25 protein-coding genes are annotated in these 26454 nt (G+C 61.0%); 15 read left to right on the forward strand and 10 right to left on the reverse strand.

Annotation, left to right across the window (positions count from 1 at the left end; translation table 11 throughout):
- Positions 1-6: 6 nt before the first annotated feature.
- Complete coding sequence (locus tag ACIGEK_RS20490; RefSeq protein ID WP_397495087.1) at positions 7-1395, reverse strand: aldehyde dehydrogenase family protein; 1389 nt, start codon at positions 1393-1395, stop codon at positions 7-9.
- A 37-nt stretch (positions 1396-1432) separates the two neighbouring features.
- The gene (locus tag ACIGEK_RS20495; RefSeq protein ID WP_397495088.1) at positions 1433-2806 is read right to left on the reverse strand and encodes a glutamine synthetase family protein; all 1374 of its coding nucleotides are present in this window, start codon (positions 2804-2806) and stop codon (positions 1433-1435) included.
- Between the two features lie 318 nt (positions 2807-3124).
- Between ACIGEK_RS20495 and ACIGEK_RS20500 the strand changes: the two genes are divergently transcribed.
- Positions 3125-3931 carry a substrate-binding periplasmic protein gene (locus tag ACIGEK_RS20500; protein ID WP_397495089.1) on the forward strand — a complete coding sequence of 269 codons (807 nt, stop codon included), beginning with the start codon at positions 3125-3127 and terminating at the stop codon, positions 3929-3931.
- Between the two features lie 79 nt (positions 3932-4010).
- Here the strand turns inward: ACIGEK_RS20500 and ACIGEK_RS20505 are convergent, their stop codons facing one another.
- The 6 genes from ACIGEK_RS20505 to ACIGEK_RS20530 all read right to left on the reverse strand — a co-directional run bounded on the left by ACIGEK_RS20505 (position 4011) and on the right by ACIGEK_RS20530 (position 10253).
- Complete coding sequence (locus ACIGEK_RS20505; RefSeq protein WP_397495090.1) at positions 4011-5060, reverse strand: TRAP transporter substrate-binding protein; 1050 nt, start codon at positions 5058-5060, stop codon at positions 4011-4013.
- 206 nt (positions 5061-5266) lie between these two features.
- Positions 5267-6592, reverse strand: coding sequence for a TRAP transporter large permease subunit (locus tag ACIGEK_RS20510; RefSeq protein WP_397495091.1), 1326 nt, complete (start codon positions 6590-6592; stop codon positions 5267-5269).
- The gene (locus ACIGEK_RS20515; protein ID WP_397495092.1) at positions 6592-7098 is read right to left on the reverse strand and encodes a TRAP transporter small permease subunit; all 507 of its coding nucleotides are present in this window, start codon (positions 7096-7098) and stop codon (positions 6592-6594) included. Before ACIGEK_RS20515 ends, ACIGEK_RS20510 begins: the two co-directional genes overlap by 1 nt.
- Positions 7099-7264: 166 nt before the next feature.
- Positions 7265-8212: an alpha/beta fold hydrolase gene (locus ACIGEK_RS20520; RefSeq protein ID WP_397495093.1), complete on the reverse strand. Its 948-nt coding sequence runs from the start codon at positions 8210-8212 to the stop codon at positions 7265-7267.
- Between the two features lie 286 nt (positions 8213-8498).
- Positions 8499-9608: an NADH:flavin oxidoreductase gene (locus ACIGEK_RS20525; RefSeq protein WP_397495094.1), complete on the reverse strand. Its 1110-nt coding sequence runs from the start codon at positions 9606-9608 to the stop codon at positions 8499-8501.
- 51 nt (positions 9609-9659) lie between these two features.
- A complete protein-coding gene (locus tag ACIGEK_RS20530; protein ID WP_397495095.1) occupies positions 9660-10253 on the reverse strand; it encodes a TetR/AcrR family transcriptional regulator in 594 nt (197 codons plus the stop codon).
- 206 nt (positions 10254-10459) lie between these two features.
- Here ACIGEK_RS20530 and ACIGEK_RS20535 point away from each other — a divergent pair, with 206 nt between their 5' ends.
- The 14 genes from ACIGEK_RS20535 (at position 10460) to ACIGEK_RS20600 (ending at position 24669) form a co-directional block, all read left to right on the forward strand.
- Positions 10460-11134 (forward strand): GntR family transcriptional regulator, encoded by a 675-nt coding sequence (locus ACIGEK_RS20535; protein ID WP_397495161.1) that lies wholly within the window; start codon positions 10460-10462, stop codon positions 11132-11134.
- 149 nt (positions 11135-11283) lie between these two features.
- Positions 11284-12219 (forward strand): 4-hydroxyproline epimerase, encoded by a 936-nt coding sequence (locus ACIGEK_RS20540; RefSeq protein WP_397495096.1) that lies wholly within the window; start codon positions 11284-11286, stop codon positions 12217-12219.
- The gene (locus ACIGEK_RS20545) at positions 12216-13337 is read left to right on the forward strand and encodes an NAD(P)/FAD-dependent oxidoreductase (RefSeq protein ID WP_397495097.1); all 1122 of its coding nucleotides are present in this window, start codon (positions 12216-12218) and stop codon (positions 13335-13337) included. Before ACIGEK_RS20540 ends, ACIGEK_RS20545 begins: the two co-directional genes overlap by 4 nt.
- Positions 13334-13570, forward strand: a complete 237-nt coding sequence (locus ACIGEK_RS20550; RefSeq protein ID WP_397495098.1) for a (2Fe-2S)-binding protein — start codon at positions 13334-13336, stop codon at positions 13568-13570. The genes ACIGEK_RS20545 and ACIGEK_RS20550 overlap by 4 nt, the downstream gene beginning before the upstream one ends.
- Complete coding sequence (locus tag ACIGEK_RS20555; protein ID WP_397495099.1) at positions 13567-14826, forward strand: FAD-dependent oxidoreductase; 1260 nt, start codon at positions 13567-13569, stop codon at positions 14824-14826. The genes ACIGEK_RS20550 and ACIGEK_RS20555 overlap by 4 nt, the downstream gene beginning before the upstream one ends.
- A gap of 89 nt (positions 14827-14915) precedes the next feature.
- Positions 14916-15677 carry a helix-turn-helix domain-containing protein gene (locus tag ACIGEK_RS20560; protein WP_397495100.1) on the forward strand — a complete coding sequence of 254 codons (762 nt, stop codon included), beginning with the start codon at positions 14916-14918 and terminating at the stop codon, positions 15675-15677.
- Between the two features lie 336 nt (positions 15678-16013).
- The gene (locus ACIGEK_RS20565) at positions 16014-16832 is read left to right on the forward strand and encodes a transporter substrate-binding domain-containing protein (RefSeq protein WP_397495101.1); all 819 of its coding nucleotides are present in this window, start codon (positions 16014-16016) and stop codon (positions 16830-16832) included.
- A 62-nt stretch (positions 16833-16894) separates the two neighbouring features.
- Entirely contained in the window at positions 16895-18661 is a 1767-nt protein-coding gene (locus tag ACIGEK_RS20570; RefSeq protein ID WP_397495102.1) for an aconitase X, read from the forward strand.
- Positions 18662-18664: 3 nt separating this feature from the next.
- Positions 18665-19330 (forward strand): amino acid ABC transporter permease, encoded by a 666-nt coding sequence (locus ACIGEK_RS20575; protein WP_397495103.1) that lies wholly within the window; start codon positions 18665-18667, stop codon positions 19328-19330.
- A 13-nt stretch (positions 19331-19343) separates the two neighbouring features.
- Positions 19344-19994, forward strand: coding sequence for an amino acid ABC transporter permease (locus ACIGEK_RS20580; protein WP_397495104.1), 651 nt, complete (start codon positions 19344-19346; stop codon positions 19992-19994).
- Entirely contained in the window at positions 19987-20709 is a 723-nt protein-coding gene (locus tag ACIGEK_RS20585) for an amino acid ABC transporter ATP-binding protein (RefSeq protein ID WP_397495105.1), read from the forward strand. The genes ACIGEK_RS20580 and ACIGEK_RS20585 overlap by 8 nt, the downstream gene beginning before the upstream one ends.
- Before the next feature lie 9 nt (positions 20710-20718).
- Positions 20719-21756, forward strand: a complete 1038-nt coding sequence (locus tag ACIGEK_RS20590; protein WP_397495106.1) for a proline racemase family protein — start codon at positions 20719-20721, stop codon at positions 21754-21756.
- A 139-nt stretch (positions 21757-21895) separates the two neighbouring features.
- Complete coding sequence (locus tag ACIGEK_RS20595) at positions 21896-22843, forward strand: dihydrodipicolinate synthase family protein (RefSeq protein ID WP_397495107.1); 948 nt, start codon at positions 21896-21898, stop codon at positions 22841-22843.
- Between the two features lie 239 nt (positions 22844-23082).
- A complete protein-coding gene (locus tag ACIGEK_RS20600) occupies positions 23083-24669 on the forward strand; it encodes an aldehyde dehydrogenase (NADP(+)) (RefSeq protein ID WP_397495108.1) in 1587 nt (528 codons plus the stop codon).
- Positions 24670-24782: 113 nt separating this feature from the next.
- Here the strand turns inward: ACIGEK_RS20600 and ACIGEK_RS20605 are convergent, their stop codons facing one another.
- Positions 24783-25790 carry an Ldh family oxidoreductase gene (locus ACIGEK_RS20605; protein ID WP_397495109.1) on the reverse strand — a complete coding sequence of 336 codons (1008 nt, stop codon included), beginning with the start codon at positions 25788-25790 and terminating at the stop codon, positions 24783-24785.
- A 231-nt stretch (positions 25791-26021) separates the two neighbouring features.
- Complete coding sequence (locus ACIGEK_RS20610; RefSeq protein ID WP_397495110.1) at positions 26022-26309, reverse strand: PA4642 family protein; 288 nt, start codon at positions 26307-26309, stop codon at positions 26022-26024.
- Positions 26310-26454: the final 145 nt, after the last annotated feature.

Below are 26454 nucleotides of genomic sequence, written 5' to 3' on the forward strand. Positions count from 1 at the left end.
CGCGCCTCACAACTGAGTTTTGAAGTGGAAGGATTTCGGCCGGGTGACGTGTTCAAAGCCTACGCTGGACAGGGTGCAGCCGCGCCCGGAGTTCTTCACCCCAGTCCAGGCCAATGCCGGGTCAAGGTAGTCGCAGCGGTTGAGAAACACCGTGCCTGCCTGCACTCGGTCGGCCAGTGCCATGGCAGCATCGACGTCACGACTGAAGATGGCGGCAGTCAGGCCGAACTCGCTGTCGTTCATCAGCGTCAGGGCTTCTTCGTCATCCTTGACCTTCTGAATGCCAACTACCGGCCCGAAAGATTCCTCGGTCATCACCCGCATACCGTGATTCACGTTGGTCAGCACCTGCGGCGCGAGGTATTGGGAGCCTGGATGATCCAAGGCAAAGTCGGCCGGCACCAGATGCGCGGTGGCGCCCTGCTCGATCGCGTCGTGAATCTGCCCACGGACGAAATCCGCTGCCTCGGCACGTACCAGTGGACCGAGAGTGGTGTCCGGATCATCGGAGCGGCCCAGCTTGTATTGCTTGACCAGCGCTACCGCCTGCTCAACAAAAGCATCGTAGAGCGACTCGTGCACATAAATGCGCTCAATACCGCAGCAGGATTGCCCGGAGTTGAAGAAGGCCCCATCAATAGTGGTTTCCACCGCATGGGCCAAGTCGGCATCGGCACGCACATAGGCCGGATCTTTACCGCCTAATTCCAGGCCAATACTAAGAAAGCGCCCCACCGCCACACGCTCGACCATGGCGCCACCCGGCACCGAACCGGTAAAAGCGACGTGGGCGATGGTCGGCGCCTGGATTAGCGCCTCGGTTTCGCCGTGACTGAGGTGCAGGTACTGGAACACCCCCTCCGGCAAGCCGGCCTCAATAAATGCTTCAACCATTCGCTCGCTGCACAGCGGTGTTTGCGCCGAGTGTTTGAGCAACACCGCATTACCTGCCAACAGCGCCGGCATCACCGCGTTCACGGCAGTCAGATAGGGGTAATTCCAGGGGGCGATCACCAGCGCCACACCCAGTGGTTCACGACGAATAAAGCGGATGAAGCCGGGTTTTTCCGGCACTTTGATATCCGCCAGCGCCTGTTCGGCGATATCCGCCATATAGCTGGCGCGCTCAACAAAGCCGCGCACCTCGCCGGCGGCATAACGAATCGGCCGCCCCATCATCCAGCACAGCTCTTCGGCCAGCTGAGTTTCCTTAGCGGCGAACGCGGCAATCGCCTTGCGGCCGATGGCGATGCGCTCGGCCAGCGGGTTGTTTTTCCAGGCCACCTGCGCCAATTCGGCCTTGACTAACGCCGCCTGGATCTCGGGATTGGACGCCAGATGGCGCTCGACATACACCGAGCCATCGATGGGTGAAATGCACTTCAACTTGCTCATTGAAAAACTCCGTAGCGAATCAGTTGAGGTCTGCGGCCTAGATAATTTCGAAGTAGCGATCCAGCTCCCAATCGCTGACATGCCGACGGTACTCGCGCTCTTCCCACTCGCGGCTGGCGGCAAAGTGCTCAACGAACTCATCGCCAAACAGCTCGCGAGCCGCTGCTGAGCCCTTTAAGCGCTGCGCGGCATCCCAAAGCGTGCGCGGCAGGGCCAGCTCTTCCGGGTGTTTCATGGCATAGGCATTGCCCACCACAGGCTCAGTCGGTTCCCACTCCTGCATCACGCCATATAAACCTGAGCCAAGCGCAACCGAGAGGGCTAGATAAGGATTCCCGTCAGCAGCACCCAAGCGATACTCCTGCCGCTGAGATTTGTCAGTGCCGGGAATCACCCGCAATGCAGCGGTACGATTTTCCACGCCCCAGGTAGCGTCCGTGGGCGCCCAAAAACCTGGAATCATTCGCCGATAGCTGTTCAATGTGGGCGCCACCATGCACAGAAACTCCGGCATCAAACGCTGCTGCCCGGCAAGAAAGTGGCGCTGAATCTTGCTCATGTTGTGCGCCTGGCTGGGGTCGTAAAACGCCGATTTGCCGCTGGCAAGGTCGCGCAGGGACACATGAATATGCCCGCTCTGCCCCGGGTACTTGCCTGACCACTTGGCCATAAAGGTGGCCATCAGGCCGTTTCGCTGGGCCAGCACCTTCATAAAGGTTTTGAACAGCGCACCTTTGTCCGCCGCATCTGCGGCGCGGTCATAGGCGATAGCTGCTTCCAGCACACCGGGGCCGGTTTCGGTGTGCAGGCCTTCGATGGGGAAGTCCATGCGTTCGGCCATTTCAAGAATTTCGTGATACAGCTCGGCATGCACCGAGTTGCGGATCATCGAGTAGCCGAACCAGTCCGGGGTAAAGGGTTTGAGATCACGAAAGCCCTTGGCACGGGCTGACTCAGGGGTTTCATCGAACATGAAGAATTCATATTCCAGTGCTGCAAAGGCATCAAAGCCCATGGTTTTGCAGCGTTCCACCACACGGCGCAAGGTGCCGCGCGGGCAGACCTTTTCCGCTGCCTCGGCAAACTCACAGATAAACAGCAGCATGCCGTTTTCAAAGGGTAAGTCGCGGCAGGTATGCGGCAATACCCGCACGGGCGCATCCGGGTAGCCGGTGTGCCAGCCGGTGTACTGAGCGTTGTCGTAGAGCTGGTCTTTCACGTCCCAGCCAAGCACCACATCGCAGAAGGCAAAGCCGCTGTCGAGGGCAGAAAAGAACTTGCTGCGGCTAAGATATTTGCCGCGCATCACCCCATCGTTATCGAACACCCCAACCTTGATATGGCTAAGGCCGCGCTCTTCGACAATGCGCTTGGCATCCAGAACGGTTTTCACGTCTCGCGGATTGAGCATAAATGCACCTGTCTCTTGTTGTTATGGCTGACTTCCGGTGTCACTCCAGCAGGCAACAACAGAGTCTCAAGCGCATCCCCACAGCAACCGCACAACGCGCCCTGACTACCACCCCACGCCTGTTAGAACACCCGGCAAAAAGCTCCATCAGTGTGGTACAGGTTTGCCAAGTTGGCTGGGCAATTAAGCAAAACAAGCGGCAAGTGTTGCCTCACAGGTGACGGCAGACACTGCTCTGCTGTAAAAGCACAGACCACTGCCCACCGAACACCTGGCTGCATGCGCCAAGTGGCCGCCAGAGGCCATACCGGAGACTGTTTGAACTCGATGCCCCGCACCATGCCAGCGCCCGGCCAGACTCGGCATCGCGCAGCAGTTACCGCCGCCCTGGCACTGGCCTTGGCTACCTGGCTCGCGCCTACGGCCTGCCTGGCGCGTGACTGGCTGATCTACACCCACAGCCTGGATAGCCAAGCCGTGCTGATCGACGGCCAGTTACGCGGACGCGAACATGCCGGCAAGCGGGCGTTCTTTCTGGAGCTGGTGCGCGAGCTGCTGGCCGATATGGCCGAGCCGCTGCCGATCCAGGAAGTGCCCTTGGCGCGCGGTCTGGCGCAACTGCAACAGCGTGACGATGTGGTGCTCTTCAACCTCGGCAAAACCCCGGAGCGCCTGCCGCTAGCACACTGGGTCGGGCCCATCTGGGAAGAGACGGACTGGCTCTACGAAAACACCCTGCACCCCACCGGTATCCAGAGCCTGCACGACGCCAAGAGTTTGCCAGTGTGCGTGCTCAACGGCAGCTCCCATGACGAACGCCTGACGGCTATGGGGTTCTCGCAGCTAAAGCGCAACAACGCTTACAGCACCTGCTTCGGCATGCTCGCAGCCGGCCGGATCGCGTTGGTTGCCTCGGCTGACTCAGGGCTGGCGCAGAGGCTGCGCGAGGCTGGCGTCACGGCCGACAAGGTACGCCCAAGCGCCGTGCAACTGGGCCGCGATGAAGGCTTTATCGCCCTGTCACGCAGCATGCCGGAGCAGGACATCGCGCGCTGGCGCGCTGCTTTGCAACACGTGCAGCAGGATGGTCGCTTCCAGGCCCTGCAGAATCGCTACGCGCACTGACTGAGCCGCCTGCCCGCCGCGCAAAAAAATACGCCCGTACCTTACGGCACGGGCGTGGTTTTGCAGCGGGTCGACGCGATCAACGATAAGGCGCGCCAGCCTTGGCCATCAGCGCGTTGTACTTCTTGAAGATTTCCACCACACGGGCGCAGCGTGGGCTGGTTTTGGCGATTTCGTCCCAGAACTTCAGCGCCTCGGCTTCAACTGTCGCCCACTCCTCGGCGGGAATTGAAGTCAGCTCCAGCTTGCCCCCCTCGACCCGTAGCTGCGCCTCACCGCCCCAGTACCAGTGCTGGCGGTAGTAGTTGGAGCTGTCCATGCACAGTTTGAACAGGGTTTTCAGGTGCTCGGGCACCTCAGCCCAGCGATCTGAGTTGGCGAAGTAGGAACCGCACCAGGCGCCGGAAATATTGTTGGTGAGGAAGTACTTGGTCACGTTGGCCCAACCGACGGTGTAGTCCTCGGTGATACCGGACCAGGCAATACCGTCCAGCTCGCCAGTCTGCATGGCCACTTCAACATCTTCCCAAGGCAGGGTTACCGGGATCACGCCAAAGCGGGAGAGGAATTTGCCGGCAGTGGGGAAGGTAAAGATGCGCTTGCCCTTGAGCTGCTCAAGCTTGGTGATCGGTTCCACGGTGGCGAAGTGGCAAGGGTCCCAGGCGCCGGCGCCGAGCCAGGTAACGCCTTTAACCTCACCGTAGGCCTCTTCCCAGATTTCGTTGAGGCCATATTTTTCGAACAATACCGGCACATCCAGGCTGTAACGCGTGGCAAATGGGAAATAGCCGCCGAACACCGAGATATCCACCGGTGCAGCAATGGAGTCGTCATCGCTCTGCACAGCATCGATGGTGCCCTTCTGCATGGCGCGGAACAGCTCGCCAGTTGGCACCAGCTGATCGGCGTAATACAGCTGAATTTCCATCTCGCCATTAGCGGCCTTATTAAAGGCATCGATGGACGGTTTGATCACATGCTCGCCCAGCGCCGCGCCGGCATAGGTCTGCAAACGCCAGACGATTTTCTTCGGCTCGGCGGCGTAGATATGCGCCGAACCCAATGCCGTTGCCCCTGCTGCCCCGGTGGCCACCGCGGCGGTTTTCAGAAAACTGCGTCTCGTACTCATGCTGTTATCTCCAGGCTTGTCGATTCAGATGGCATACAACCGCACTGCCTGGCCCACGGGGCGCTGGCAGGGTTTTCAGAGGGGCAACCTGCACCTGCGATAAAGCCCTTGAGGATTGCGTACGGCATAAGCGGCACTGCGCCGCGGCAATCCTCACTGGCTTCTACAGATACAACTGCGCTGGCCTGCTGCTGAAACTCATGTGCTCACCTGCCGTAATGCCACTGCGGCAACCACAGGGCGATCTGCGGGAAGACCATGACCAGCACCAGCGCCAGAACCATGATCAGCACGAATGGGGTAACCGACACATAGATGTCGCGCAGCGAGACTTCTGGCGGAGCCATGGCGCGCATCAGGAACAGGTTGTAGCCGAATGGCGGGGTCATATAGGCGATCTGGCAGGTGATGGTGTAGAGCACGCCATACCAGACCAGATCAAAGCCCAGAGCGCCGACCAGCGGAATATAGAGCGGGGCGACGATCACCAGCATGGCGGTGTCATCGAGGAACATACCCATGATGATGAATGACAGCTGCATCAGAATCAGCACCTGCCAAGGCCCCAGCCCCAGGCTTTCGAGGAAGAACGCCTCAATCGCCTTGACCGCACCCAGGCCGTCAAACACCGCGCCAAAACACAGGGCAGCGAGGATGATCCACATAAACATGCAGCTGATGCCGAGGGTCTTGCGCAGGGTTTCTTCCATCACGCTGCGGGTCAAACGGCCTTTAACCAACGCCATCAGGGTTGCCGCCGCTGCACCCACCGCCGAGCTTTCCACCAGGCTGGTAATGCCCATGAGAAACAGCCCGGTCATGCAGAAGAAGATAAACAGTGGTGCGATGCCGGCCTTGAGCAGCAGCAGCTTCTCGCGCCGACTGATCTGCCCACGCTCTTCTTCGGACAAAGCAGGGCCCAACTCAGGTTGCAGGCGGCAACGCACGGCGATGTAGAGGATAAACAGCCCCGCCATCAGCAGGCCGGGAAACACGCCGGCCAGCCACAGCTGGCCGACCGGTTGACGGGCGATCATGCCGTACAGCACCAGCACCACGCTTGGCGGAATAAGAATGCCCAGGGAGCTGCCGGCCTGAATCACCCCGGTAACCATGATCTTGTCGTAGCCACGGCGCAGCAGTTCCGGCAGGGCAATACTGGCGCCGATGGCCATGCCGGCCACACTCAGGCCATTCATCGCCGAGATCGCCACCATCAGGCCGATGGTGCCGATGGCGAGGCCACCATTGAGCGGGCCCATCCAGACGTGGAACATCTTGTAGAGGTCTTCAGCCAGCCCCGACTCGGAGAGCATGTAGCCCATAAACACGAACAGCGGCAGGGTCAGCAGCGGGTACCACTTCATCAGTTTCATGGCGGCGCTGAAGGCAACTTCCGACCCACCATCGCCCCATAACAGCAGCGCCGCCGCAACCGCGACAAAACCAATCGCGCCAAACACGCGCTTGCCAGTGAGCAGCAGCAACATCATCGAGGAGAACATCAGCAGGGCTATCAGCTCGTAATCCATTACAGCGTTTCCCCTCGCGCGGCGGCGATGTCCTTGAACAGGGTGGCGATAGCCTGCAGCAGCATCAGAGCGATGCCGATGCACATAATGATCTTGATCGGGGCCATAGGTGGCGACCAGGCCGAGTAACTGGTTTCACCGTATTCCAGGGCGTATTGGGTCGAGGAAATACCGCCGTAGAGCAGGAATACCAAATAGAAAATCAGAAAGCCGATGGTGATCGCATCGATGATCGCGCGAGCACGTGGCGACCAACGGCTGTAAAACAGGTCCATGCGCACATGGGCATCGAGCTGCATGGAATAGGCGCCGCCGAGCAGGAAGTAGGCAACCATCAAAAACTGCGCCGACTCCAGCGTCCAGGCAGCCGGTACAAAGAAGGTCTTGCTGATCGAGGAGTACAACAGCACGCCGAGAATGGCGAAGATCAAGTACATAGCGAAGCGGCCGACAACGCGATTAAGCGCTTCCACTGCGTGTACAAACATCCTGATGGCCTTGGGCATACTGCACCTGCCGAATAATTGTTATTCCGAGAGCCTAGACCAAGATTGAGCAAAGCCAATCCGTGCAAAGTGCATTAGCACAAAGCACGCCAGCTCTTTTGCGCAGGCAATCTCTCTCGAAATATCAGCAGCTTAGTGCGTAGCAAAAAGCTGCCGCAAAACCCAGCTAGCCCTCTAGAAAGCCCATCAGCACCGCCACGGTGCGCGCGGGGTCCTCTTCTTGGGGCACATGGCCCAGCTCGTCAAACAGCACCAGACGGCTGCCCTTGATATCGCGCTTGAAGCGCTCGGCGTTGACCGGCGGAATCAACTCATCGCGGCCGCCCCAGATAATCAACGTGGGCACCTTGAGCTCAGCGATACGGTTGTAACTCTGCCCCGCTTCGGCCTGGATAAAGCGCTGGCGCAAGGCTTCGCGATTGCCGGCGCGCAGGGTCAACTCATAGTAGCGATCAATCAACTCATCACTGACTTTGTCCGGATCGCCATAGACGTTACGGATGCTCGCCTCGATCATCTGCCGGGACAGCAGGTTGGCCATCAGCGGCGCCAGCGCGGGGATCTGCGCCAGGCGAAAACCGATAGGTATCGAGGTGGCATTACGCGGGTAACCAGCGGCGTCCACCAGTACCAGACGTTCGACGCGCTGCGGATGGTCCAGAGCAAATTGCCAAGCCAGTTGCCCACCAAAACTGTTGCCCGCCACCACCGCGCGCGGAACCTGTAACTGATCCAGCACATGACTGAGGAAGGCACTGTAATGGGCCATGCGGTAATCGCCATCGGGGAATGGCCCGGTCAGGCCGAAGCCTGGCAGATCGAGGCTGATCACCCGACGTTTAGTCTGCAACACAGCCACCCAGCCTTCCCAGGTGTGCAAGCTGGCCGAGGTGCCGTGTAGCAGCACAATCGGCGCGGGGTCATCGCGCGGGCCCTGATCACGCAGGTGCACCAGCATGCCGTCGATGGCCAGAAACTCTGAGGGTGGCAAGGCCCAGCGCGGCTTGAGGTCCGCCAGAGAGCGATCCGGCGCCCAGTTCCAGGCGACCGCTGCGGCCAGGCTAATCAGCAACAGCAGGACAAGGGATACGGCGATCTGCACAACACGTTTCATAGTCGGTACCTGATGGCGAGGCACTGGCAATACTAGTCAACGGTGCGCAGCTTGCCTGTGACCGTCGCGCACCAACCGGTTGTAGGCGCGGCCCATGGCCGCGATAAGGGCTTCGCGGCCATGGAACTAGGCGCCCCCGCGCCTACAAGCAGGCCGATATGCAGACGAAAAAAAGCCCCGATGTGCCGGGGCTTGAGGAGTGTTGCGCCGTTATGCGACGCACACAATAAAACGGGTGTTTAAAGCCTGTTGCGGATCTCGCGGTGCAGCAGATCCGAGCAGATTGTTAAACCAGGCTGGTCAACGCATCGCGGCTAAACGGCAGAATGTCCTGCTCGCGGCCATCGCGTACTTTTACCGCCCAATCCGGGTCAACCAGCAGCGCGCGGCCTACTGCCACCAGGTCGAACTCCTGCTTGTTCAGGCGTTCCAGCAGGTTTTCCAGGCTAGCCGGCTGAGCCACCTTGTCGGTGTTGACCATAAACTGGAGGAACTCGCCGTCCAGGCCGACGCTGCCGACGGTGATGGTCGGCTTGCCGGTCAGCTTGCGCGTCCAGCCAGCCAGGTTCAGCTCGGAGCCGTCGAATTCTGGCTCCCAGAAGCGCCGAGTCGAGCAATGGAAGATATCCACGCCGGCGTCAGACAGTGGCTTGAGGAAGGCTTCCAGGGCGTCTGGGGTTTCTACCAGACGCGCGCTGTAGTCCTGCTGCTTCCACTGCGAGAAACGGAAGATGATCGGAAACTCAGGGCCGACTGCGGCGCGCACGGCCTGGATCAGTTCAATGGCAAAGCGCGAACGCTGCGCCAGGTCACCGCCGTATTCGTCAGTGCGCTGGTTGCTGCCGGCCCAGAAGAACTGATCGACCAGATAGCCGTGTGCGCCGTGGATTTCCACGCCGTCCATGCCGATGGACTTGGCATCCTTAGCGGCTTGGGCGAAGGCGGCGATCACTTCCTTGATGTCGTCCTGGGTCATGCCGTGAACCACGACATTACCTTCTTTTATTTTCTCGCTCGGGCCATAGCCTGGGACGCTGGCGTCCGGCTCGGTACCGAGCTTGCGCACATTACCTACGTGCCACAGCTGGGGAACGATCTTGCCGCCTTCCGCGTGCACTGCATTAACCACTTTCTTCCAGCCGGCCAGAGCGTCTTCACCGTAGAAACGCGGCACGTTCGGGTAGCCGTTAGCGGCCTTGTGACCAACCGTGGTGCCTTCGGTAACGATCAGGCCAACACCGCCAGCAGCACGGCGACGGTAGTACTCGATGACCTTGCTGTTGGGTACGCCGCCCGGCGAGAAGGAACGGGTCATCGGCGCCATGACCACACGGGTCGGCAGCTCCAGGTTGCCCAGGGTAAAGGGTTGGAACAGCGCTTTAACGGGATCGGTCATCATCATTCCTCGGGGCGGCCAGAGCGCCGCAACTGGTTAATAGGGGTGCGATCAGGCCTGCAGCAACAGCTGCAGGCGTTGGATAAAGTCAGTCAGGGCGCGGGTATTGTTCGCCACCTTGAGCCGGGTCAGCGCGCCTTGCCAGGCATTGGCGATAAAGCTTGCCAGGTTGCGGCAATCTTCACCGGCGGGTAATTCACCGGCGGCCTGCGCCTGTTCCAGGCAGGCCTCGAGGGTGTCCGCCGAGGCCTGCAGAATCGCATCGACCTGCGCGCCCAGAGTCGGCGACAGCTCGGCCATCTCGAAGCTCAGGCTGCCAATAAAGCAGTGGTATTCCAGGCGCTCCTGGCGGGCGAAGTGCTCCACCAGTTCGGCGTAATAACCAAGGATGCGTTCGCGCGGACTTAGCGCCGGGTTGCTCAGGGCTTCGGCATAACGCGCCAGGCGTGGCTGGTAAACCTGCTGCAGGGCCTGCAGGGCAAAGTCTTCCTTGCTGGCGAAGTAGTGATAGAAGGAGCCCTTCGGCACCCCCGCCGCCTGCACGATTTCCTGCACGCCGGCACCGTGATAACCACGACGGGTCATCACCTCGGCGCCTTTGGCGAGGATCAGGTCACGCTTGTCGAGTCGGATATTGGAGTTCATGCCGACAAGAATATGACCGGTCGTCTCGCTTCGCCCAGCACTATTGATTTGCGTGATTACAGGCAAAAAGCTCTGGCGGTTTGTTCGACAAAACAGATCGCGCTACCAGGCCGTTCAGTCGCAAGGTAGCGAGCGGTAGGCGCAACGGAACGCACCTCGTATACAATATCTGCACTTCTGACCAACGCGAGGCCTGCCTCTTGCCACTGCCCAGTTTCAATGCGCCCAACCTAGGCGTTACCCCAACGGCCTCGGAAGTCATCACCAAGCACCTGCGCGAGGCCATCATCGGTGGCCACTTTGCCGAAGACGAGCCAGTTCGCCAGGACGATGTTGCCCGCCTGTTCAATGTCAGCAAAATCCCTGTACGTGAGGCGCTCAAGCGTTTGGAAGCTGAAGGGTTGGTGGTGTTCCAGCGCAACAAAGGCGCGGTGGTAACGCGTATCTCCGAGCCTGAATTGGCGCAAATCTTCGAGGTGCGTGTGTTGCTTGAAGTGCAGGCCATCCGCCTGGCGGTGCCAAACATGACTGAAGAAACCTTCGCCCAAGCGGAGCGCATCTGCCAGGCGTTCATTGGCGAAACTGATATCGGCCATTGGGCAGAATTGAATTGGGCGCTGCACGCCTGCCTTTATGAGCCGGCTCAACGCCCCTTCTTGGTCAACTTGATCCGCTCGATCCACGACAAAATCGAACGTTACCTGCGCATGCAGATGAGTTTGTCCGCAGGCAAAGACCGCGCTGACCATGAGCACCGGGAAATCCTTGAGGCTTGCCGTGCGGGTGATGCCGATAAGGCGGCCATGCTGATCGAACAGCACATCATCGGCGTCTGCCGCACGCTGTACGAACACTTGCCAAACCGGCTCACTCCGAACTGATCACGGCTGCCCGCGCCTCGAAAATCAGGCGTAATAGTCGGCACGCTACTGTGCCGATTTCGTCATGAGCGGCTAAGAAAGCCATCAAGCCGTCATCGCAGCGAAACCCCAGTCTTGCAGGCACTCCATTTGCGCAGGTGCCTGCAGCCATGAAACGCATCCACGTCATCGACTCCCACACTGGCGGTGAGCCAACCCGCTTGGTGATCGAAGGTTTCCCCGATCTAGGTAAGGGCACCATGCTCGAACGACGCCAACTATTGGCCGAACGTTTCGACGATTGGCGCGCCACTGTTGTGCTGGAACCACGAGGTAGTGATGTCTTAGTTGGCGCACTGCTCTGCGAGCCACAGAACCCCAGCGCCAGCTGCGGGGTGATTTTCTTCAATAACACCGGCTACCTCGGTATGTGCGGCCACGGCACCATCGGTTTGGTCGCCTCACTGGCCTACCTGGACCGCATCCAGCCCGGGATACACCGCATTGAAACCCCCGTCGGCACGGTCGAGGCCACGCTGCATGCGGATGGTTCGGTCAGTGTGCGCAACGTCCCAGCCTACCGCTATCGCCAGGCCGTCATCTTGCAGGTGCCGGGGCTCGGCACCGTCAGCGGCGATATCGCCTGGGGTGGTAACTGGTTCTTCCTGATTGCCGAGCATGGCCAGCGCATTGCCGGGGACAATATCGAAGCGCTCACCGACTATTGCTGGGCCGTACGCCAAGCGTTGACCTCGCAAGCTATCCTCGGCGAAGACGGCGAGGAAATCGACCACATCGAGCTATTCGCCACAGACGCCGAAGCAGACAGCCGCAACTTTGTGCTCTGCCCCGGCAAGGCCTACGACCGCTCCCCCTGCGGCACCGGCACCAGCGCCAAACTGGCCTGCCTGGCCGCAGACGGCAAGCTGGCACCCGGCACTCTATGGCGCCAGGCCAGCGTGATTGGCAGCCAGTTCGAAGGCAGTTATGAATGGCAAGACGACGGGCGCGTTATTCCGACCATCCGCGGCCGTGCCCACATCAGCGCCGACGCCACCCTGCTGCTGGAGGACAACGATCCTTTCGCCTGGGGCATTCGCGGATGAACACGGATGTCATCGTTATCGGCGCCGGTATAGTCGGTAGCGCCTGCGCCATGGCTCTCGCCCAGCGCGGCATGCATGTTGTGGTGCTGGACAGCCAGCGCGGTGGTGCCACGGCGGCTGGCATGGGTCATCTAGTCGCAATGGACGATAATCCGGCAGAGCTGGCCCTGAGTCGCTATTCCATCGAATTGTGGCAGCAATGGGCGCCACAACTCGCCGCAGACTGCGCTTACCATAACTGCGGCACCTTGTGGCTAGCGGCGAACCAGGAAGAACTGCAGGCCGCCGAGCACAAGGGCGCAACCCTGCGTGCTCAAGGCATCGCCTGCCAATTGCTGGATGCCGAGCGCCTACACCAGGCTGAACCAATGCTGCGGCGCGGCCTCAGCGGCGCACTCAAGGTGGCCGCTGACAGCATCGTCTATGCCCCCAATGCCGCCCTCTGGTTACTGGCTCAAGGTGGTGTACGTATTCGCCAGCGCTGTGAACAGGTCAGCGCAGTCGAGGGCAACCGTGTACGTCTGGCTGATGGCAGCTGGTTACAGGCTAAGGTAGTGGTCCTGGCCAACGGTGTTCACGCCACCGACCTGTGCTCAGAGCTGCCGATTCGTCCGAAAAAAGGCCACCTGCTGATAACCGATCGCTACCCCGGCCGTATTCAGCATCAGTTGGTTGAACTCGGCTACGCGGCCAGCGCCCATGCCTCCACCGGCACGTCAGTCGCCTTTAATGCCCAGCCGCGACCGACCGGGCAGATTCTGCTGGGCTCTTCGCGCCAGTTCGACAGCCTCAGCCCAGAGGTCGAGGGTGCCGTGCTCGCACGCATGCTGCAACGCGCTATCGACTACCTTCCAGAGCTGGGCCAGCTGAACGCGATACGCAGCTGGACCGGCTTTCGCGCCGCCACCCCGGACGGCCTGCCAATGATTGGTGTCCACCCACAACAGCCAGGCCTATGGCTCGCCGTTGGCCATGAAGGCTTGGGCGTCACCACGGCACCCGGCACTGCGCAGCTACTGGCCGAGCAACTTCTAGGGGAGCCCTCAGCGATCGACCCCACGCCTTATCGTCCAGAACGTTTTCTCCACACCCCTGAACTCAAGGAGCAGCAGCGATGATTGAGCTCAGCCTGGATGGCCAACTGCTGCGGGTAGCCCAAGGTACAACGGTCGCAGCGGCGCTCTACCTCGGCAGTGACGGCAGCAGCCGGACCTCGGTCAGCGGCCAGCGCCGCGCGCCATTTTGCGGCATGGGCGTGTGTCAGGAATGCCGCGTCAGCATCGATGGCCAGCGCCGCCTGGCCTGCCAAACCCTGTGCCGCACCGGCATGCAGGTGGAGACTCAGCCATGACCCGCGACTTCGACCTCTTGATCATCGGCGCGGGCCCTGCGGGTATGGCCGCCGCCTTGGCAGCCGCCCCCAGCGGTGCGCGTATCGCCATCATCGACGACAACCCGGCGCCCGGCGGGCAAATCTGGCGTGATGGCGCACAGGCGCAGCTACCTGCCGCCGCTCAACGCTACCGCGCGGCGTTGGCCGCCGCGAACAACGTGCAACTCTTTGCGGCAACCCGCGTAGTCGCCATCGCTGGCCCACAACAGTTGCTGCTGGAGGATGACAACAGCGCCTGGAACGTTCGCTACAGCAAGCTGATCCTCTGCACTGGCGCTCGTGAATTGCTTCTGCCCTTTCCCGGCTGGACATTGCCCGGCGTCACGGGCGCAGGCGGTCTGCAAGCGCTGGTCAAAGGCGGCATTCCGTTAACTGGCGAACGCCTGGTGATTGCCGGCAGCGGCCCACTGTTACTGGCCAGTGCCGCCAGCGCCAGGAAGGCCGGTGCGCAGATTCAACGAATTGCCGAACAGGCCAGCCTTGCAGCCCTGTCGGCCTTTACTCTGCAGTTGGCACGCTGGCCCGGCAAACTGCTGCAAGCCACGCAACTGCTGGATAGCCACTACCGTAGCGACAGTTTCGTCGTGGCCGCGCTCGGCAGCGAGAAACTAGAAGCCGTGCGTTTGAACCAATTCGGAAAAATCGTAGAAATCCCTTGCGAGCGCCTCGCCTGCGGCTTTGGCTTAATCGCCAATACCCAACTGGGCCAGGCCTTGGGATGCCGCGTGGTAGACCAGGCAATTGCCGTCGATGACTGGCAAGCGTGCAGCCGGGCCGATCATTACGCTGCCGGCGAATGCACCGGTTTTGGCGGCAGCGAACTGGCCCTGGTTGAAGGAGCCATCGCCGGTCATGCTGCGGTTGGCGAGCAGCACCAGGCCCGCGCGCTGTGGCCGCAACGTAAACGCTGGCAAGCCTTTGCCCGGCAACTCAGCCGGCGCTTCGCCCTCAATCCACAGCTGAAACAGCTGGCCGAGGCCGACACGCTGGTCTGCCGCTGTGAAGACGTGCCCTACTCGGCCCTTGCCGAGCGCAGTGGCTGGGTCGATGCCAAGCTGCACAGCCGCTGTGGCATGGGCCCTTGTCAGGGACGGATTTGCGGCGCGGCCTGCGAGTATCTATTCGACTGGCAAACGCCGACGCCACGCGTGCCTTTGTCCCCCGTGCGCTGCGCGACCCTGCTGCAACTGGCCGAACCACCGGCCGCAGGCTAGCAATACTTCCCCATGACCGGCGCGCAGCTATAAAGTGGTGCCGCTAACCGCTACCAGCGGCATCCACTCGCTCTGCCTGGACCCGGCCCATGTTGTTTCCCGCCCCAAGCCAACTGCTACCACCGCCCTGCGACCTGAACGAATTACTCGGCAGCTTGCAGGTAATCGCTCCGCTACTCGACGCCATGCCCGGGGTGGTGTTTTTTATCAAGGATTGCCAAGCGCGCTATGTACTGGTTAACCAAACCCTTGTGCAGCGCTGTGCGCTGAAAGAGCGGCAAACCCTGCTTGGCAAAACCGCTGAACAAGTCTTTCCGTCGCGCTTCGGCCCGCTGTATACCGAGCAGGACCGACGTGTGCTGGACGTTGGAACGCCCCTCAGCGATCAGCTTGAACTACACCTCTACCCTGGCCGTCAACCTGGCTGGTGCCTAACCCACAAACTGGCCTTACATGACCGTCAGGGCACGATCATCGGCATGGCCGGTATTTCCTACGACTTACAAGCGCCACAGGCCAGCCACCCGGCGTATCAAAAGCTCGCAGCAGTCGACGCGCATATTCGTCAGCACTACGCCCACCCCATCGCAGTGAAACACCTGGCCAGCATCGCCGGGCTGTCCATCGCTCAGCTAGAGCGCCTGTGCAAGCGTATTTTCCAGCTCACGCCACGGCAGATGATCCACCAGGCTCGCCTCGGTGCGGCTTCACAGCTGCTAGCCGGCGAACTGCCGATCACCGAAATAGCCCTGCGCTGCGGCTACACCGACCACAGCGCGTTCAGCCGGCAGTTCAAAGCCCTGACCGGGCTATCCCCAAGCCAGTACCGCGACAGCCAACGCCGCCCCTGACAGCAGTGCAAACCTCTGCGCCGCGATTGTTACCCTGCAGCGCAACGTTACGGTGCACACCCACACGCCCTGCTTCCTTCTGTGACACCACAATGCTGTTGCGTCCTTTCGTGCGCGGCCACACGCGCAGCGTGATGGCCAGGTGTGGCCTTCGGCGTTGTAGCCCAGAACCCAGCCCACAGGCGCTGTAGCCAAGCACACGATCCTCAATATGCGTTTCTCAATCGCCTAAGAGTGTTCTGGCATGACCGATGCATATCCAATATCGTATACGAAATCCGCAATACCAAATCCAATCTATACCAATGCTCGACCCAACCAGACCTAGAGGCCCCTATGAAAAACCCCACACTCGCCGTAGCCCTCACAGCTGTTCTGAGCACCGCCTTTATTAACGTGGCCCAGGCCGACAAGCTCGATGACATCATTGAGTCCGGCAAGCTGCGCTGCGCCGTCACCCTGGACTTTCCACCGATGGGCTTTCGCGATGAAGCGAATAACCCCGTAGGTTTCGACGTCGACTATTGCGGCGATCTGGCCAAGGTCCTGGGCGTCACCCCAGAAGTGGTCGAAACGCCTTTTCCTGATCGCATCCCTGCGCTCATTTCCGGGCGCGCCGACGTCATCGTCGCGTCCACGTCCGACACCCTGGAGCGCGCCAAGACCGTGGGCATGACCGTGCCCTACTTTGCCTTCCAAATGGTTGTGCTGACCCGTGCAGACAGCGGTATTAACAGTTACGCCGACCTCAAAAGCCACCCGGTCGGCAATACCAGCGGCACCTATGAGGCCATCGCCCTGGAGAAAGACGTGAAGGCTTGGGGCGGTGGTAGCTTCCGCGCGTACCAGAGCCTCAACGACACCATTCTTGCCGTCACCCAAGGGCACATTGACGCAACCGTCGTGACCAACACCGTCGCTGCCGCAACGCTCAAGTCGGGCAAATACAAAGGCCTGAAGATCGCCGGTGACGCGCCCTACACCATCGATTACGTGTCGCTGGCGGCCAAGCGTAACGAATACGGCCTGCTCAACTACATGAACCTGTTCGTTAACCAGCAGGTGCGTACCGGCCGTTATCAGGAGCTGTGGGACAAGTGGGTCGGCAAGGAAATCGCACCGGCCACCCTGTCGGTACCCGGCGTCTACTACTGAGTCGCAGCGAATAATCCATCCATCAACGTACGACCTGCTTGCAGGTCGTACGGGAGCTACAGATGCCTGATTTTTCTATGCAAGCACGCTGCCTGGTCAGTGGCAGCGCGCAAGGCGATTTGCTGTATGCAGATGTTGGCCTGAGCTTCTGGGGCGGGGTCGACCCCTTCAGCGGCGAAGTGATCGACCGCCATCACCCCTTGAACGGTAACGTCATCAGCAGACGCGTGCTGGCCATTCCCAGCGGCCGCGGCTCCTGCACTGGCAGCAGCGTATTGCTGGAACTGATTCTTAACGGGCACGCACCCGCCGCTCTAGTAGTGGCGCACCCCGAAGAAATTCTCAGCCTGGGCGTTCTGATTGCCCAGGCGCTGTTCGAACGCAGCCTGCCGGTTATCTGTATCGGCCAAGCGGCATTCGAACGCCTAAGCGATTGCACCTTTGTACGAATCGAAGGCAGCCAAATCGATGCTTACCTCACAGTACCTAGAGACGACCAAGCAGCGCCGTCACTGACAGCTGAAAAATCGCCTCAGCACAGCAACGTGACACTCACCGACTACGACCACGCAGTGCTCGCTGGCGACCACGGCAAAGCCGCGCAGGTGGCCATGCAGATCGTCCTGCGCATGGCGGAGTTACAAGGTGCTCGCGAATTGATCGACATCAGCCAAGCGCATATCGATGGCTGCATCTATACCGGCCCGGCGAGCCTGCGCTTCGCCGAGCAATTGGTTGCGTGGGGTGCGAAGGTGCGGGTGCCGACGACGCTCAACGCCATCTCGGTAGACCAACGACGCTGGCGCGCCCAAGGCATTGACCCGGCCTTTGCCGAACCGGCCAGCGCTTTGGGCGATGCCTATATGGCGATGGGCGCCCAGCTGAGTTTTACCTGCGCGCCCTACCTGCTCGATAGCGCGCCAGAAGCCGGCGATCAGGTGGTCTGGGCCGAGTCCAACGCCGTGGTATTTGCCAATAGCGTGCTGGCGGCCCGCACCCAGAAATACCCAGACTTTCTCGACATCTGCATTGCCCTGACTGGCCGAGCGCCGCTGATCGGCTGTCACCTGGCCACAGGGCGACTGGCCACGCTACAGATCAACGTGCCGGCGCTGGGCGACGTGGACGACGCCTTCTACCCGCTGCTCGGTTACCACATCGGCGCTCTGGCCGGCAGCCAGATCCCCGTGATCTGCGGTTTGCAGCAGGCGCAGCCAAGCCGAGATGACCTCAAAGCCTTCGGTGCGGCCTTCGCCACCACCTCAGGCGCGCCGATGTTCCATATCGTCGGCGTGACCCCAGAAGCAGCCACCTGCGAACAGGCACTGGGCGGCATAGCAGCGCAGCGCCAGCTTGATATTACCGCGCAAGACCTACTTGCCAGCTGGCACGAACTGAACAGCGCCAGCAGCCCAGACCTCGGCCTGGTGTCGCTGGGCAATCCGCATTTCTCGTTAAGTGAATGTGCGGCGTTGGCCCGGCTCTGTGCGGGCCGAGATAAACACCAGGATGTGGCAGTGGTGATCACCTGCGGCCGCCACGTGCTTAAGCAAGCACGAGAAGCCGGACATGTCGACGTGCTGGAGGCTTTCGGCGTGCAATTCGTCACCGATACCTGCTGGTGCATGCTCGGTGAGCCGGTGCTACCAGTCGGCGCCAAGAACCTGATGACCAACTCTGGCAAATACGCCCATTACGCACCGGGCCTGGTTGGCCGCCGCGTGCACTTCGCCAGCCTGGCTGCGTGCGTCGACGCAGCCTGTAGCGGTCAAGCCAGCGGCGATCTGCCGAATTGGTTGAGCCAAACATCCCGCCAAGGAGTTCATTGAGCAATGTTCGATTACAGCTTCCACTGGCGCTCGGCCTTCAAGGCGCTGCCCGACATGCTCGGCGGCGCGTGGGTGACCTTCGAAACCGCGGCCCTGTCGATGATCTTCGGCGTACTGATCGCCTTGTGTCTGACGTTGATGCGGCAAACAAAAAACCCTTTAGCCCGAGGCTTCAGCAATGCCTGGGTATCAGTGGCGCGCAACACGCCGTCGCTGTTCCAGATTTACTTGCTGTACTTCGGTCTCGGCTCGTTCGGCATTCACATCAGTTCATGGGCGGCATTGCTCGCTGGGATCACCTTCAACAACGCTGGCTACCTGGCGGAAAACTTTCGCGGCGGGCTCAAGGCGGTGCCGGAGACGCAGATGCGTGCGGCCCGTTCGCTGGGTATGAGTGCATTCAAGACCTACCGACTGGTGATCATTCCGCAGCTGTTGCGCATCGTGTTCTACCCACTGACCAATCAGATGGTCTGGGCAGTACTAATGACCTCGCTGGGCGTCATCGTCGGTCTCAACAATGACCTTACAGGGGTCACCCAGGGTTACAACGTGAAGACCTTCCGCACCTTCGAGTACTTCGCACTCGCGGCGGTTCTTTACTACCTGATCGCCAAAGCCATCGTACTGGTCGCCCGCCTCCTCGGCTGGCGCCTGTTCCGCTACTAGGAGGGTAATGGCCATGTTGACTACCAGCATCACCTCGACCGACCTGCTGTTCCTGCTGCAAGGGGCCTGGACCACTATCCTGCTGACACTGTGGGCCATGCTGCTGGGCACCGCTGGCGGAGTTATCTGCGGCCTGCTGCGCGCCACCTTGCCACGCGCCACACTGCCGCTAGCCTGGGTGCTGGATGCCTTTCGCAGCGTGCCGCTGCTGATCCAGTTCGTCTTGTTCAACTCGCTGAAAAGCATTGCCGGTTTGGACTGGAGCGCGTTCGCCGTCGCCTGCGCCGTGCTCGGCGTGTATGCCGCCGCTTACTGCACCGAGATCGTCCGTAGCGGCGTACTGGCGGTATCCCCCAACGTGCGCCGGGCGGGGCGCTCACTGGGCATGAACTACTGGCAAGACCTGCGCTACATCGTCCTGCCGATGGCGACCCGCATCGCCTTCCCTGGCTGGCTCAACCTGGCCCTGTCAGTGATGAAAGACACCGCCCTGGTCATGTGGATCGGCATTGTCGAGCTGCTACGCGCCTCGCAAATCATCGTCACACGTATCCAAGAGCCTCTGCTGGTGCTGTGCATCGCCGGGCTTATCTACTACTTCATCAGCCTGGTGGTGGCCCGCTTGGGCAATCAACTGGAGAAAAGGTGGCAGGAAAATGATTGAGATCGAAAACGTACACAAGTCCTTCGGCGACCTTGATGTGATCAAGGGCGTAAGCCTGACGGTGAACAAGGGCGAGGTGGTGTCCATCATCGGTGGCTCCGGCTCCGGCAAATCGACCCTGTTGATGTGCATCAACGGCCTGGAGGCGATCCAGCAAGGCTGCATTCGCGTTGATGGTACCGAAGTGCACAACAAGGCCACCGACCTCAACCGCCTGCGGCAGAAAATCGGCATCGTCTTCCAACAGTGGAATGCGTTCCCGCACCTGACCGTGCTGGAGAACGTCATGCTGGCGCCGCGCAAAGTACTCGGGCAAAGCCGGGCTGAGGCCGAGGAAGTCGCGGTGCGCCAACTGACCCACGTCGGCCTGGCAGACAAGCTCAAGGTGTTTCCCGGCAAGCTCTCTGGCGGTCAGCAGCAACGCATGGCCATCGCCCGAGCCCTGGCCATGTCGCCGGATTACATGCTGTTTGACGAGGCCACCAGCGCCCTCGACCCACAGCTGGTGGGCGAGGTGCTAGACACCATGCGTATGCTCGCCGAAGACGGCATGACCATGGTGCTGGTGACCCATGAGATCAGCTTCGCCCGCGAAGTCTCCGATCGTGTGGCGTTCTTCCGTAATGGCCTGGTGCACGAGATCGGTACCCCCGAGCAAGTGCTGGTCAGCCCGCAATACGCGGAGACGGCCGACTTTCTGAAATCCGTGCTTTAGGAGAGCAACATGCGCTCGAGCAAAGTTATCCATGTGATCAGCTGCCATGCCGAGGGCGAAGTCGGCGACGTGATCGTCGGCGGCGTCGCGCCGCCACCGGGCGAGACGCTGTGGGCGCAATCGCGCTGGATCGCCGAAGATCAAACCCTGCGCAACTTCATGCTCAATGAACCGCGCGGCGGGGTGTTCCGTCACGTCAACTTGCTGGTACCGGCCAAAGATCCGCGCGCGCAGATGGCCTGGATCATCATGGAGCCGGCCGATACGCCACCGATGTCGGGTTCCAACTCGCTGTGCGTATCCACGGTGCTGCTGGAGAGCGGCATCCTGCCCATGACGGAACCGCAAACCCATCTGATTCTGGAAGCCCCAGGCGGTCTGATCGAAGCCGTGGCGCAGTGTCGCAACGGAAAAGTCGAGAAGGTCGAAATAAAGAACGTACCGTCTTTCGCCGATCGACTGGATGCCTGGATTGAGGTCGACGGTATTGGCTCGCTGCAGGTGGACACCGCCTATGGCGGCGACAGTTTCGTCATTGCCGACGCCCATGCGCTGGGCTTCTCGCTAGGCGCTGATGAAGCGGCCGACCTGGCCGCCTGTGGACTGAAGATCACCCGCGCCGCCAACGAGCAGCTAGGCTTCGTGCATCCACTGAACCTGGACTGGGGGCATATTTCCTTTTGCCAACTGGCCGGCCCATTGCAACGCCAAGATGGCGTGCTGAGCGCCGCCAACGCGGTGGTGATTCGCCCTGGAAAAATCGACCGTTCCCCTACCGGCACTGGCTGTTCGGCACGCATGGCGGTATTGCATGCCAGAGGCCAGTTACAGGTCGGCGAACGCTTTATCGGCCGTTCGATCATTGGCTCCGAGTTCCACTGCCGGATCGATAGCCTCAGCGAAGTCGCTGGGCGACCGGCAATCATCCCGTGTGTATCCGGCCGGGCCTGGATCACCGGCACCCACCAGCACCTGCTTGACCCCGACGATCCCTGGCCGCAGGGCTATCGGTTGTCTGATACCTGGCCAGTGGAGCTGAAGCGATAAGGCGTGTTGAGGATTTAGAACTGCCGGCTCGCCGGTGCAACGAACCGGGCCTTAAGCCCAACCACGGAAAACAGACGGCTTACTACGGCCATTTAATTTCGTATACGAAATACTTTAATTCTGCCCAGGAGGCAAACCCATGAGCCGCACCATTTTTACCGGCACCATTCCCGCCCTGATGACCCCCTGCACCGCTGAACGCAAGCCGGACTTCGACGCGTTGGTACGCAAGGGCCGCGAGCTGATCGAAGCAGGCATGAGCGCAGTGGTTTACTGCGGCTCCATGGGTGACTGGCCGCTACTGACCGAAGCCGAGCGCCAGGAAGGCGTGGCGCGCCTGGTCGCAGCCGGCATCCCGACCATCGTCGGCACCGGTGCAGTAAACAGTCGCGAAGCCGTATCCCACGCCGCCCACGCCGCCAAAGTCGGTGCTCACGGCCTGATGGTCATCCCGCGCGTATTGTCCCGTGGCGCTTCGCCGGCCGCCCAGGAAGCGCACTTTGCGGCCATTCTCGCAGCGGCGCCGAAGCTGCCAGCCGTGATCTACAACAGCCCGTACTACGGCTTCGCCACCCGTGCTGAGCTGTTCTTCAAGCTGCGCCGCCAATACACCAACCTGATCGGTTTCAAGGAATTCGGCGGCGCCGCTGACATGCGCTACGCCGCCGAGCACATCACCTCGCAGGACAAGGACGTGATCCTGATGGCCGGCGTCGACACCCAGGTGGTGCATGGTTTCGTCAATTGCGGTGCGACCGGCGCCATTACCGGCATCGGTAATGCCCTGCCGCATGAAGTGCTGCAACTGGTCGAGCTGAGCAAGAAGGCCGCCAAGGGTGATCCGGTCGCGCGGCGTCATGCTCTGGAGCTGGCCGAGGCGCTAAATGTGCTGTCGTCCTTCGACGAAGGCACCGATCTGGTTCTCTATTACAAGTACCTGATGGTGCTCAACGGCGATCAGGAATACGCCCTGCACTTCAACGCAACCGATGCCCTCAGCGACGCCCAGCGTAACTACGCCGAGACCCAGTACAGGCTGTTCCGTCAGTGGTACGCCACCTGGTCGGCCGAACAGGGCAGCGTCTGATCGGCGCACTGCGGCTGGATGGTGGCCTGCAGCAAACGCTCCAGCGACCCTGACCCCGTCGCTGGTGCCAGCGGTTTGTTACCTGAAATCCGTTGCCCCGCCGACAGCCGTTTCGGCCACAGGTGACGCGCTGTAGTGCCGTTCCCTGATTCACTTTTGCTGTTTGTCCTCGTGTTGCCAGGTCTCGCCACCTGGTTACCGGGGCAATTGTTCTGCCCCATCACCCATAGGAGCCATTCATGCTCAAGCTCGTTGGACACCATTACATCGCCGGGCGCCGCAGCTTTGCTGGCAGCACCACCCAACAGAGTGTCGACGCCAACAGCGGCGAGCCGCTGCCCTATCATTTCCACCAGGCCACAGCAGAAGAGGTGGCCGCCGCCGCACAGGCGGCTGCTGCTGCCTACCCACAATTTCGCGCGCTCGCCGCCAGCCGACGGGCTGAGTTTCTTGAGGCCATTGCCGACGAAATCGACAGCTTGGGCGACGATTTTGTCAGCATTGTCTGCCGCGAAACCGCCCTGCCTGCCGCGCGCATTCAAGGTGAACGCGGCCGCACCAGCGGGCAGATGCGCCTGTTCGCCAAGGTGCTGCGCCGTGGCGATTTTTATGGCGCCCGTATCGACCGGGCGCTACCCGAACGCCTGCCGTTACCCCGCACCGACCTGCGCCAATATCAGATCGGCGTCGGCCCGGTGGCCGTGTTTGGCGCCAGCAATTTTCCGCTAGCCTTCTCGACGGCTGGCGGCGATACCGCTGCGGCATTGGCCGCCGGTTGCCCGGTGGTATTCAAAGCCCACAGCGGCCACATGGCGACGGCCGAGTGTGTCGCTGATGCGATTATTCGCGCGGCGGAAAAAGCCGCGATGCCAGCGGGTGTGTTCAACATGCTCTTCGGCAACGGCGCAGGCGCCGATTTGGTCAAACATCCGGCCATCCAGGCAGTCGGCTTCACCGGCTCACTGAAAGGTGGCCGAGCACTGTGCGACATGGCAGCCGCACGGCCACAGCCCATCCCCGTGTTTGCCGAGATGTCGAGCATCAACCCGGTCGTGCTGTTACCGGCCGCACTAAAGCAGCGCGGCGCACAGATAGCCACTGAACTGACGGCCTCAGTGGTGCTCGGTTGTGGTCAGTTCTGTACCAATCCAGGTTTGGTGATCGGCATTCGCTCAACTGAATTCAGCGCATTTGTGCGCGACTTCGCCGCATGCATGCACGAGCAACCGGCACACAGCATGCTCAACGCCGGCACGCTGCAGAGTTACAGCCACGGCTTGCAACGCTTGCACGCCCATCCAGGACTACAGCATCTGGGCGGCCGTCCTCAGGTTGGCAATCAGGCTCAACCACAGCTGTTCCAGGCCGATGCCAGCCTGCTGCTAAAGGGTGATGAGTTGTTGCAAGAAGAGGTATTCGGCCCGACCAGCATCATCATTGAGGTGGCTGATCGCAGCGAACTATTAGCAGCTCTGCACGGCTTACACGGTCAGCTCACCGCCACCCTGATCGCAGAACCGGCCGACCTTGAGCAATACGCAGAACTATTGCCATTGCTGGAACAGAAGGCTGGACGCCTGCTGCTTAACGGCTACCCCACCGGGGTCGAAGTGTGTGACGCCATGGTGCATGGCGGCCCCTACCCGGCTACTTCCGACGCGCGTGGTACCTCCGTCGGCAGCTTGGCAATCGAGCGTTTTCTGCGCCCGGTGTGCTACCAGAACTGCCCGGATGCACAACTGCCCCCGGCCCTGCAAAACGCCAACCCGCTCGGCATCGCCCGCTTGGTGGATGGCGAGAGCACACGTGAACCCGTGACCGGATAGTTGTCGGCACGGTCTGCGGTTCTCGTTTTTCCCCGGCATACAGCCGGGGCTTTTTTTGCCTGTACGGCTAGACGCAGTACCCGAGACCACGGGAAGGCGCAGCCCGTTTCACCTCACCTCACAATCAGCGTATTGAGGTCGTCATACAGCGCCTGAGGGATCTGCACGCCCTCCTCGGCACTGCGCCTGCGCGCCTCATACCGGCGCTGCGACGGCAACCGCGCGCCTTGCCCCTGAATACTCTCGAACAAGGTCTCGGCGCGGGCCAAGTGCTCGTCGGCGGCCGCACCGAGGAAACGCTGCGGGTCCAGGGCGATGATCAACTCACCGTGATAAGGCGAAGAGTCGCCGCCGCCGTCGTAGGCCTTGGATTCTGCGCTGGTCAGGTCGCCTATCAATGGCCCGGCGATCAGTTCAACCATGGCCGCCAGCGCCGAGCCCTTGTGCCCACCAAAGGTGTGCATAGCCCCCTGCAGCACCGCCGCCGCATCCGTGCTGGGCTGACCTTGGGCATCGATCCCCCAGCCTTCGGGGAGTGGCTTACCGGCACGCAGATGCAGTTCGATGTCGCCCCGGGCAATCACACTGGTGGCGAAGTCAAAGATAAATGGGTTATGGCCGGCCCGAGGCCAGCCGAAGGCAATTGGGTTGGTGCCAAACACCGGCTTACTGCCACCAGCCGGCGCGACCCAGGCATGACTGGGGGTAAAGGCCAAGGCAACCAAACCGGCATCGGTCAGGGCTTCGATTTCCACCCACAGAGCAGAGAAATGCACACAATGGTTAATCGCCATCGCGGCGATACCGGCCTCCCGCGCCTTGCCCAACAGCACAGGCAACCCGGCCTGAAAAGCCAACTGGGAGAAGCCACCATGGGCATCAACACGAACGATCGCCGGGGCTTGATCAAACACCTCGGGCTGGGCGTCAGCAACCACCTTGCCGGCCTTTAGCGAGCGTACGCAGCCAAGCAGCCGATACAGCCCATGGGAGGCACAGCCATCGCGCTCCCCCGCGAGCACAGTGGCACTCACTGCTTGCACGTGGGGTTCGCTAAAACCATTGCTGCGCAGGATGTCCTGCGCGAGTTGATAGGCTTGCTCCAGGCTCAATCGGATCACGGTTCAGCTCCTCTGCTAATCAATGATTAGAGTGGTGCCTAGGCAGTGGAGCGGCTTGAGCCATTTACCTGGCCAGGCTGACGAAATCAGCACAGTCGAGCTCAAGCGAGCTGCCCGTCCTTACGTCAGGTAGGTAGAGGCAGCAACCTCGCACAGCCAACATATTCCGGAACAGTGGCCGATAGAGAACGTGCCGACAGGGTCGACACGCAGCAGAAGCTAAGTAGGCTCTTAGCCGCGTGCAGCTTTGATCACTTCGATGTAAGGCTCGGCAAAGCGTTGATCCTGAATCAGCGCGACAAAATCATTGTCTTGGGCGTCTTTGGCATTCAGGTCATAACCGGCGGCGACGAAGAAGCCGACAAAGCGCTCGAAGTCGTCGATACGCAGCCCGCGGTAGGCTTTGACCAGCTTGTGCAGCGATGGCGGCGTGGCATCGGCCGGTTCCACGCTGAGGAACAGCTTGATCGGCTCGTCACCAATCTCTTCGCCAATCACCTGTTTCTTGTCTTTACGCATCACTCACTCCAGCTAACCAGGCCACACGGGGCCGGCAGTGTACCTCCGGGGTGGGCAATGGCTCAACGCATGCAGCTCAGCCGACTGTTCTAACACGCGCCACGCATGGGCAACAGCCGACTTAGGTCAAGTCTGCCCTCACCGT

Source organism: Pseudomonas sp. NPDC079086, assembly GCF_044542155.1.
Classification (GTDB): Bacteria; Pseudomonadota; Gammaproteobacteria; order Pseudomonadales; family Pseudomonadaceae; genus Aquipseudomonas.

Coding starts and splice junctions, on each gene's coding strand:
- ACIGEK_RS20490 (WP_397495087.1), bottom strand. CDS start 1,395: ATGAGCAAGTTGAAGTGCATTTCACCCATCGATGGCTCGGTGTATGTC.
- ACIGEK_RS20495 (WP_397495088.1), bottom strand. CDS start 2,806: ATGCTCAATCCGCGAGACGTGAAAACCGTTCTGGATGCCAAGCGCATT.
- ACIGEK_RS20505 (WP_397495090.1), bottom strand. CDS start 5,060: ATGAGTACGAGACGCAGTTTTCTGAAAACCGCCGCGGTGGCCACCGGG.
- ACIGEK_RS20510 (WP_397495091.1), bottom strand. CDS start 6,592: ATGGATTACGAGCTGATAGCCCTGCTGATGTTCTCCTCGATGATGTTG.
- ACIGEK_RS20515 (WP_397495092.1), bottom strand. CDS start 7,098: ATGCCCAAGGCCATCAGGATGTTTGTACACGCAGTGGAAGCGCTTAAT.
- ACIGEK_RS20520 (WP_397495093.1), bottom strand. CDS start 8,212: ATGAAACGTGTTGTGCAGATCGCCGTATCCCTTGTCCTGCTGTTGCTG.
- ACIGEK_RS20525 (WP_397495094.1), bottom strand. CDS start 9,608: ATGACCGATCCCGTTAAAGCGCTGTTCCAACCCTTTACCCTGGGCAAC.
- ACIGEK_RS20530 (WP_397495095.1), bottom strand. CDS start 10,253: ATGAACTCCAATATCCGACTCGACAAGCGTGACCTGATCCTCGCCAAA.
- ACIGEK_RS20540 (WP_397495096.1), top strand. CDS start 11,284: ATGAAACGCATCCACGTCATCGACTCCCACACTGGCGGTGAGCCAACC.
- ACIGEK_RS20545 (WP_397495097.1), top strand. CDS start 12,216: ATGAACACGGATGTCATCGTTATCGGCGCCGGTATAGTCGGTAGCGCC.
- ACIGEK_RS20550 (WP_397495098.1), top strand. CDS start 13,334: ATGATTGAGCTCAGCCTGGATGGCCAACTGCTGCGGGTAGCCCAAGGT.
- ACIGEK_RS20555 (WP_397495099.1), top strand. CDS start 13,567: ATGACCCGCGACTTCGACCTCTTGATCATCGGCGCGGGCCCTGCGGGT.
- ACIGEK_RS20560 (WP_397495100.1), top strand. CDS start 14,916: ATGTTGTTTCCCGCCCCAAGCCAACTGCTACCACCGCCCTGCGACCTG.
- ACIGEK_RS20565 (WP_397495101.1), top strand. CDS start 16,014: ATGAAAAACCCCACACTCGCCGTAGCCCTCACAGCTGTTCTGAGCACC.
- ACIGEK_RS20570 (WP_397495102.1), top strand. CDS start 16,895: ATGCCTGATTTTTCTATGCAAGCACGCTGCCTGGTCAGTGGCAGCGCG.
- ACIGEK_RS20575 (WP_397495103.1), top strand. CDS start 18,665: ATGTTCGATTACAGCTTCCACTGGCGCTCGGCCTTCAAGGCGCTGCCC.
- ACIGEK_RS20580 (WP_397495104.1), top strand. CDS start 19,344: ATGTTGACTACCAGCATCACCTCGACCGACCTGCTGTTCCTGCTGCAA.
- ACIGEK_RS20585 (WP_397495105.1), top strand. CDS start 19,987: ATGATTGAGATCGAAAACGTACACAAGTCCTTCGGCGACCTTGATGTG.
- ACIGEK_RS20590 (WP_397495106.1), top strand. CDS start 20,719: ATGCGCTCGAGCAAAGTTATCCATGTGATCAGCTGCCATGCCGAGGGC.
- ACIGEK_RS20595 (WP_397495107.1), top strand. CDS start 21,896: ATGAGCCGCACCATTTTTACCGGCACCATTCCCGCCCTGATGACCCCC.
- ACIGEK_RS20600 (WP_397495108.1), top strand. CDS start 23,083: ATGCTCAAGCTCGTTGGACACCATTACATCGCCGGGCGCCGCAGCTTT.
- ACIGEK_RS20610 (WP_397495110.1), bottom strand. CDS start 26,309: ATGCGTAAAGACAAGAAACAGGTGATTGGCGAAGAGATTGGTGACGAG.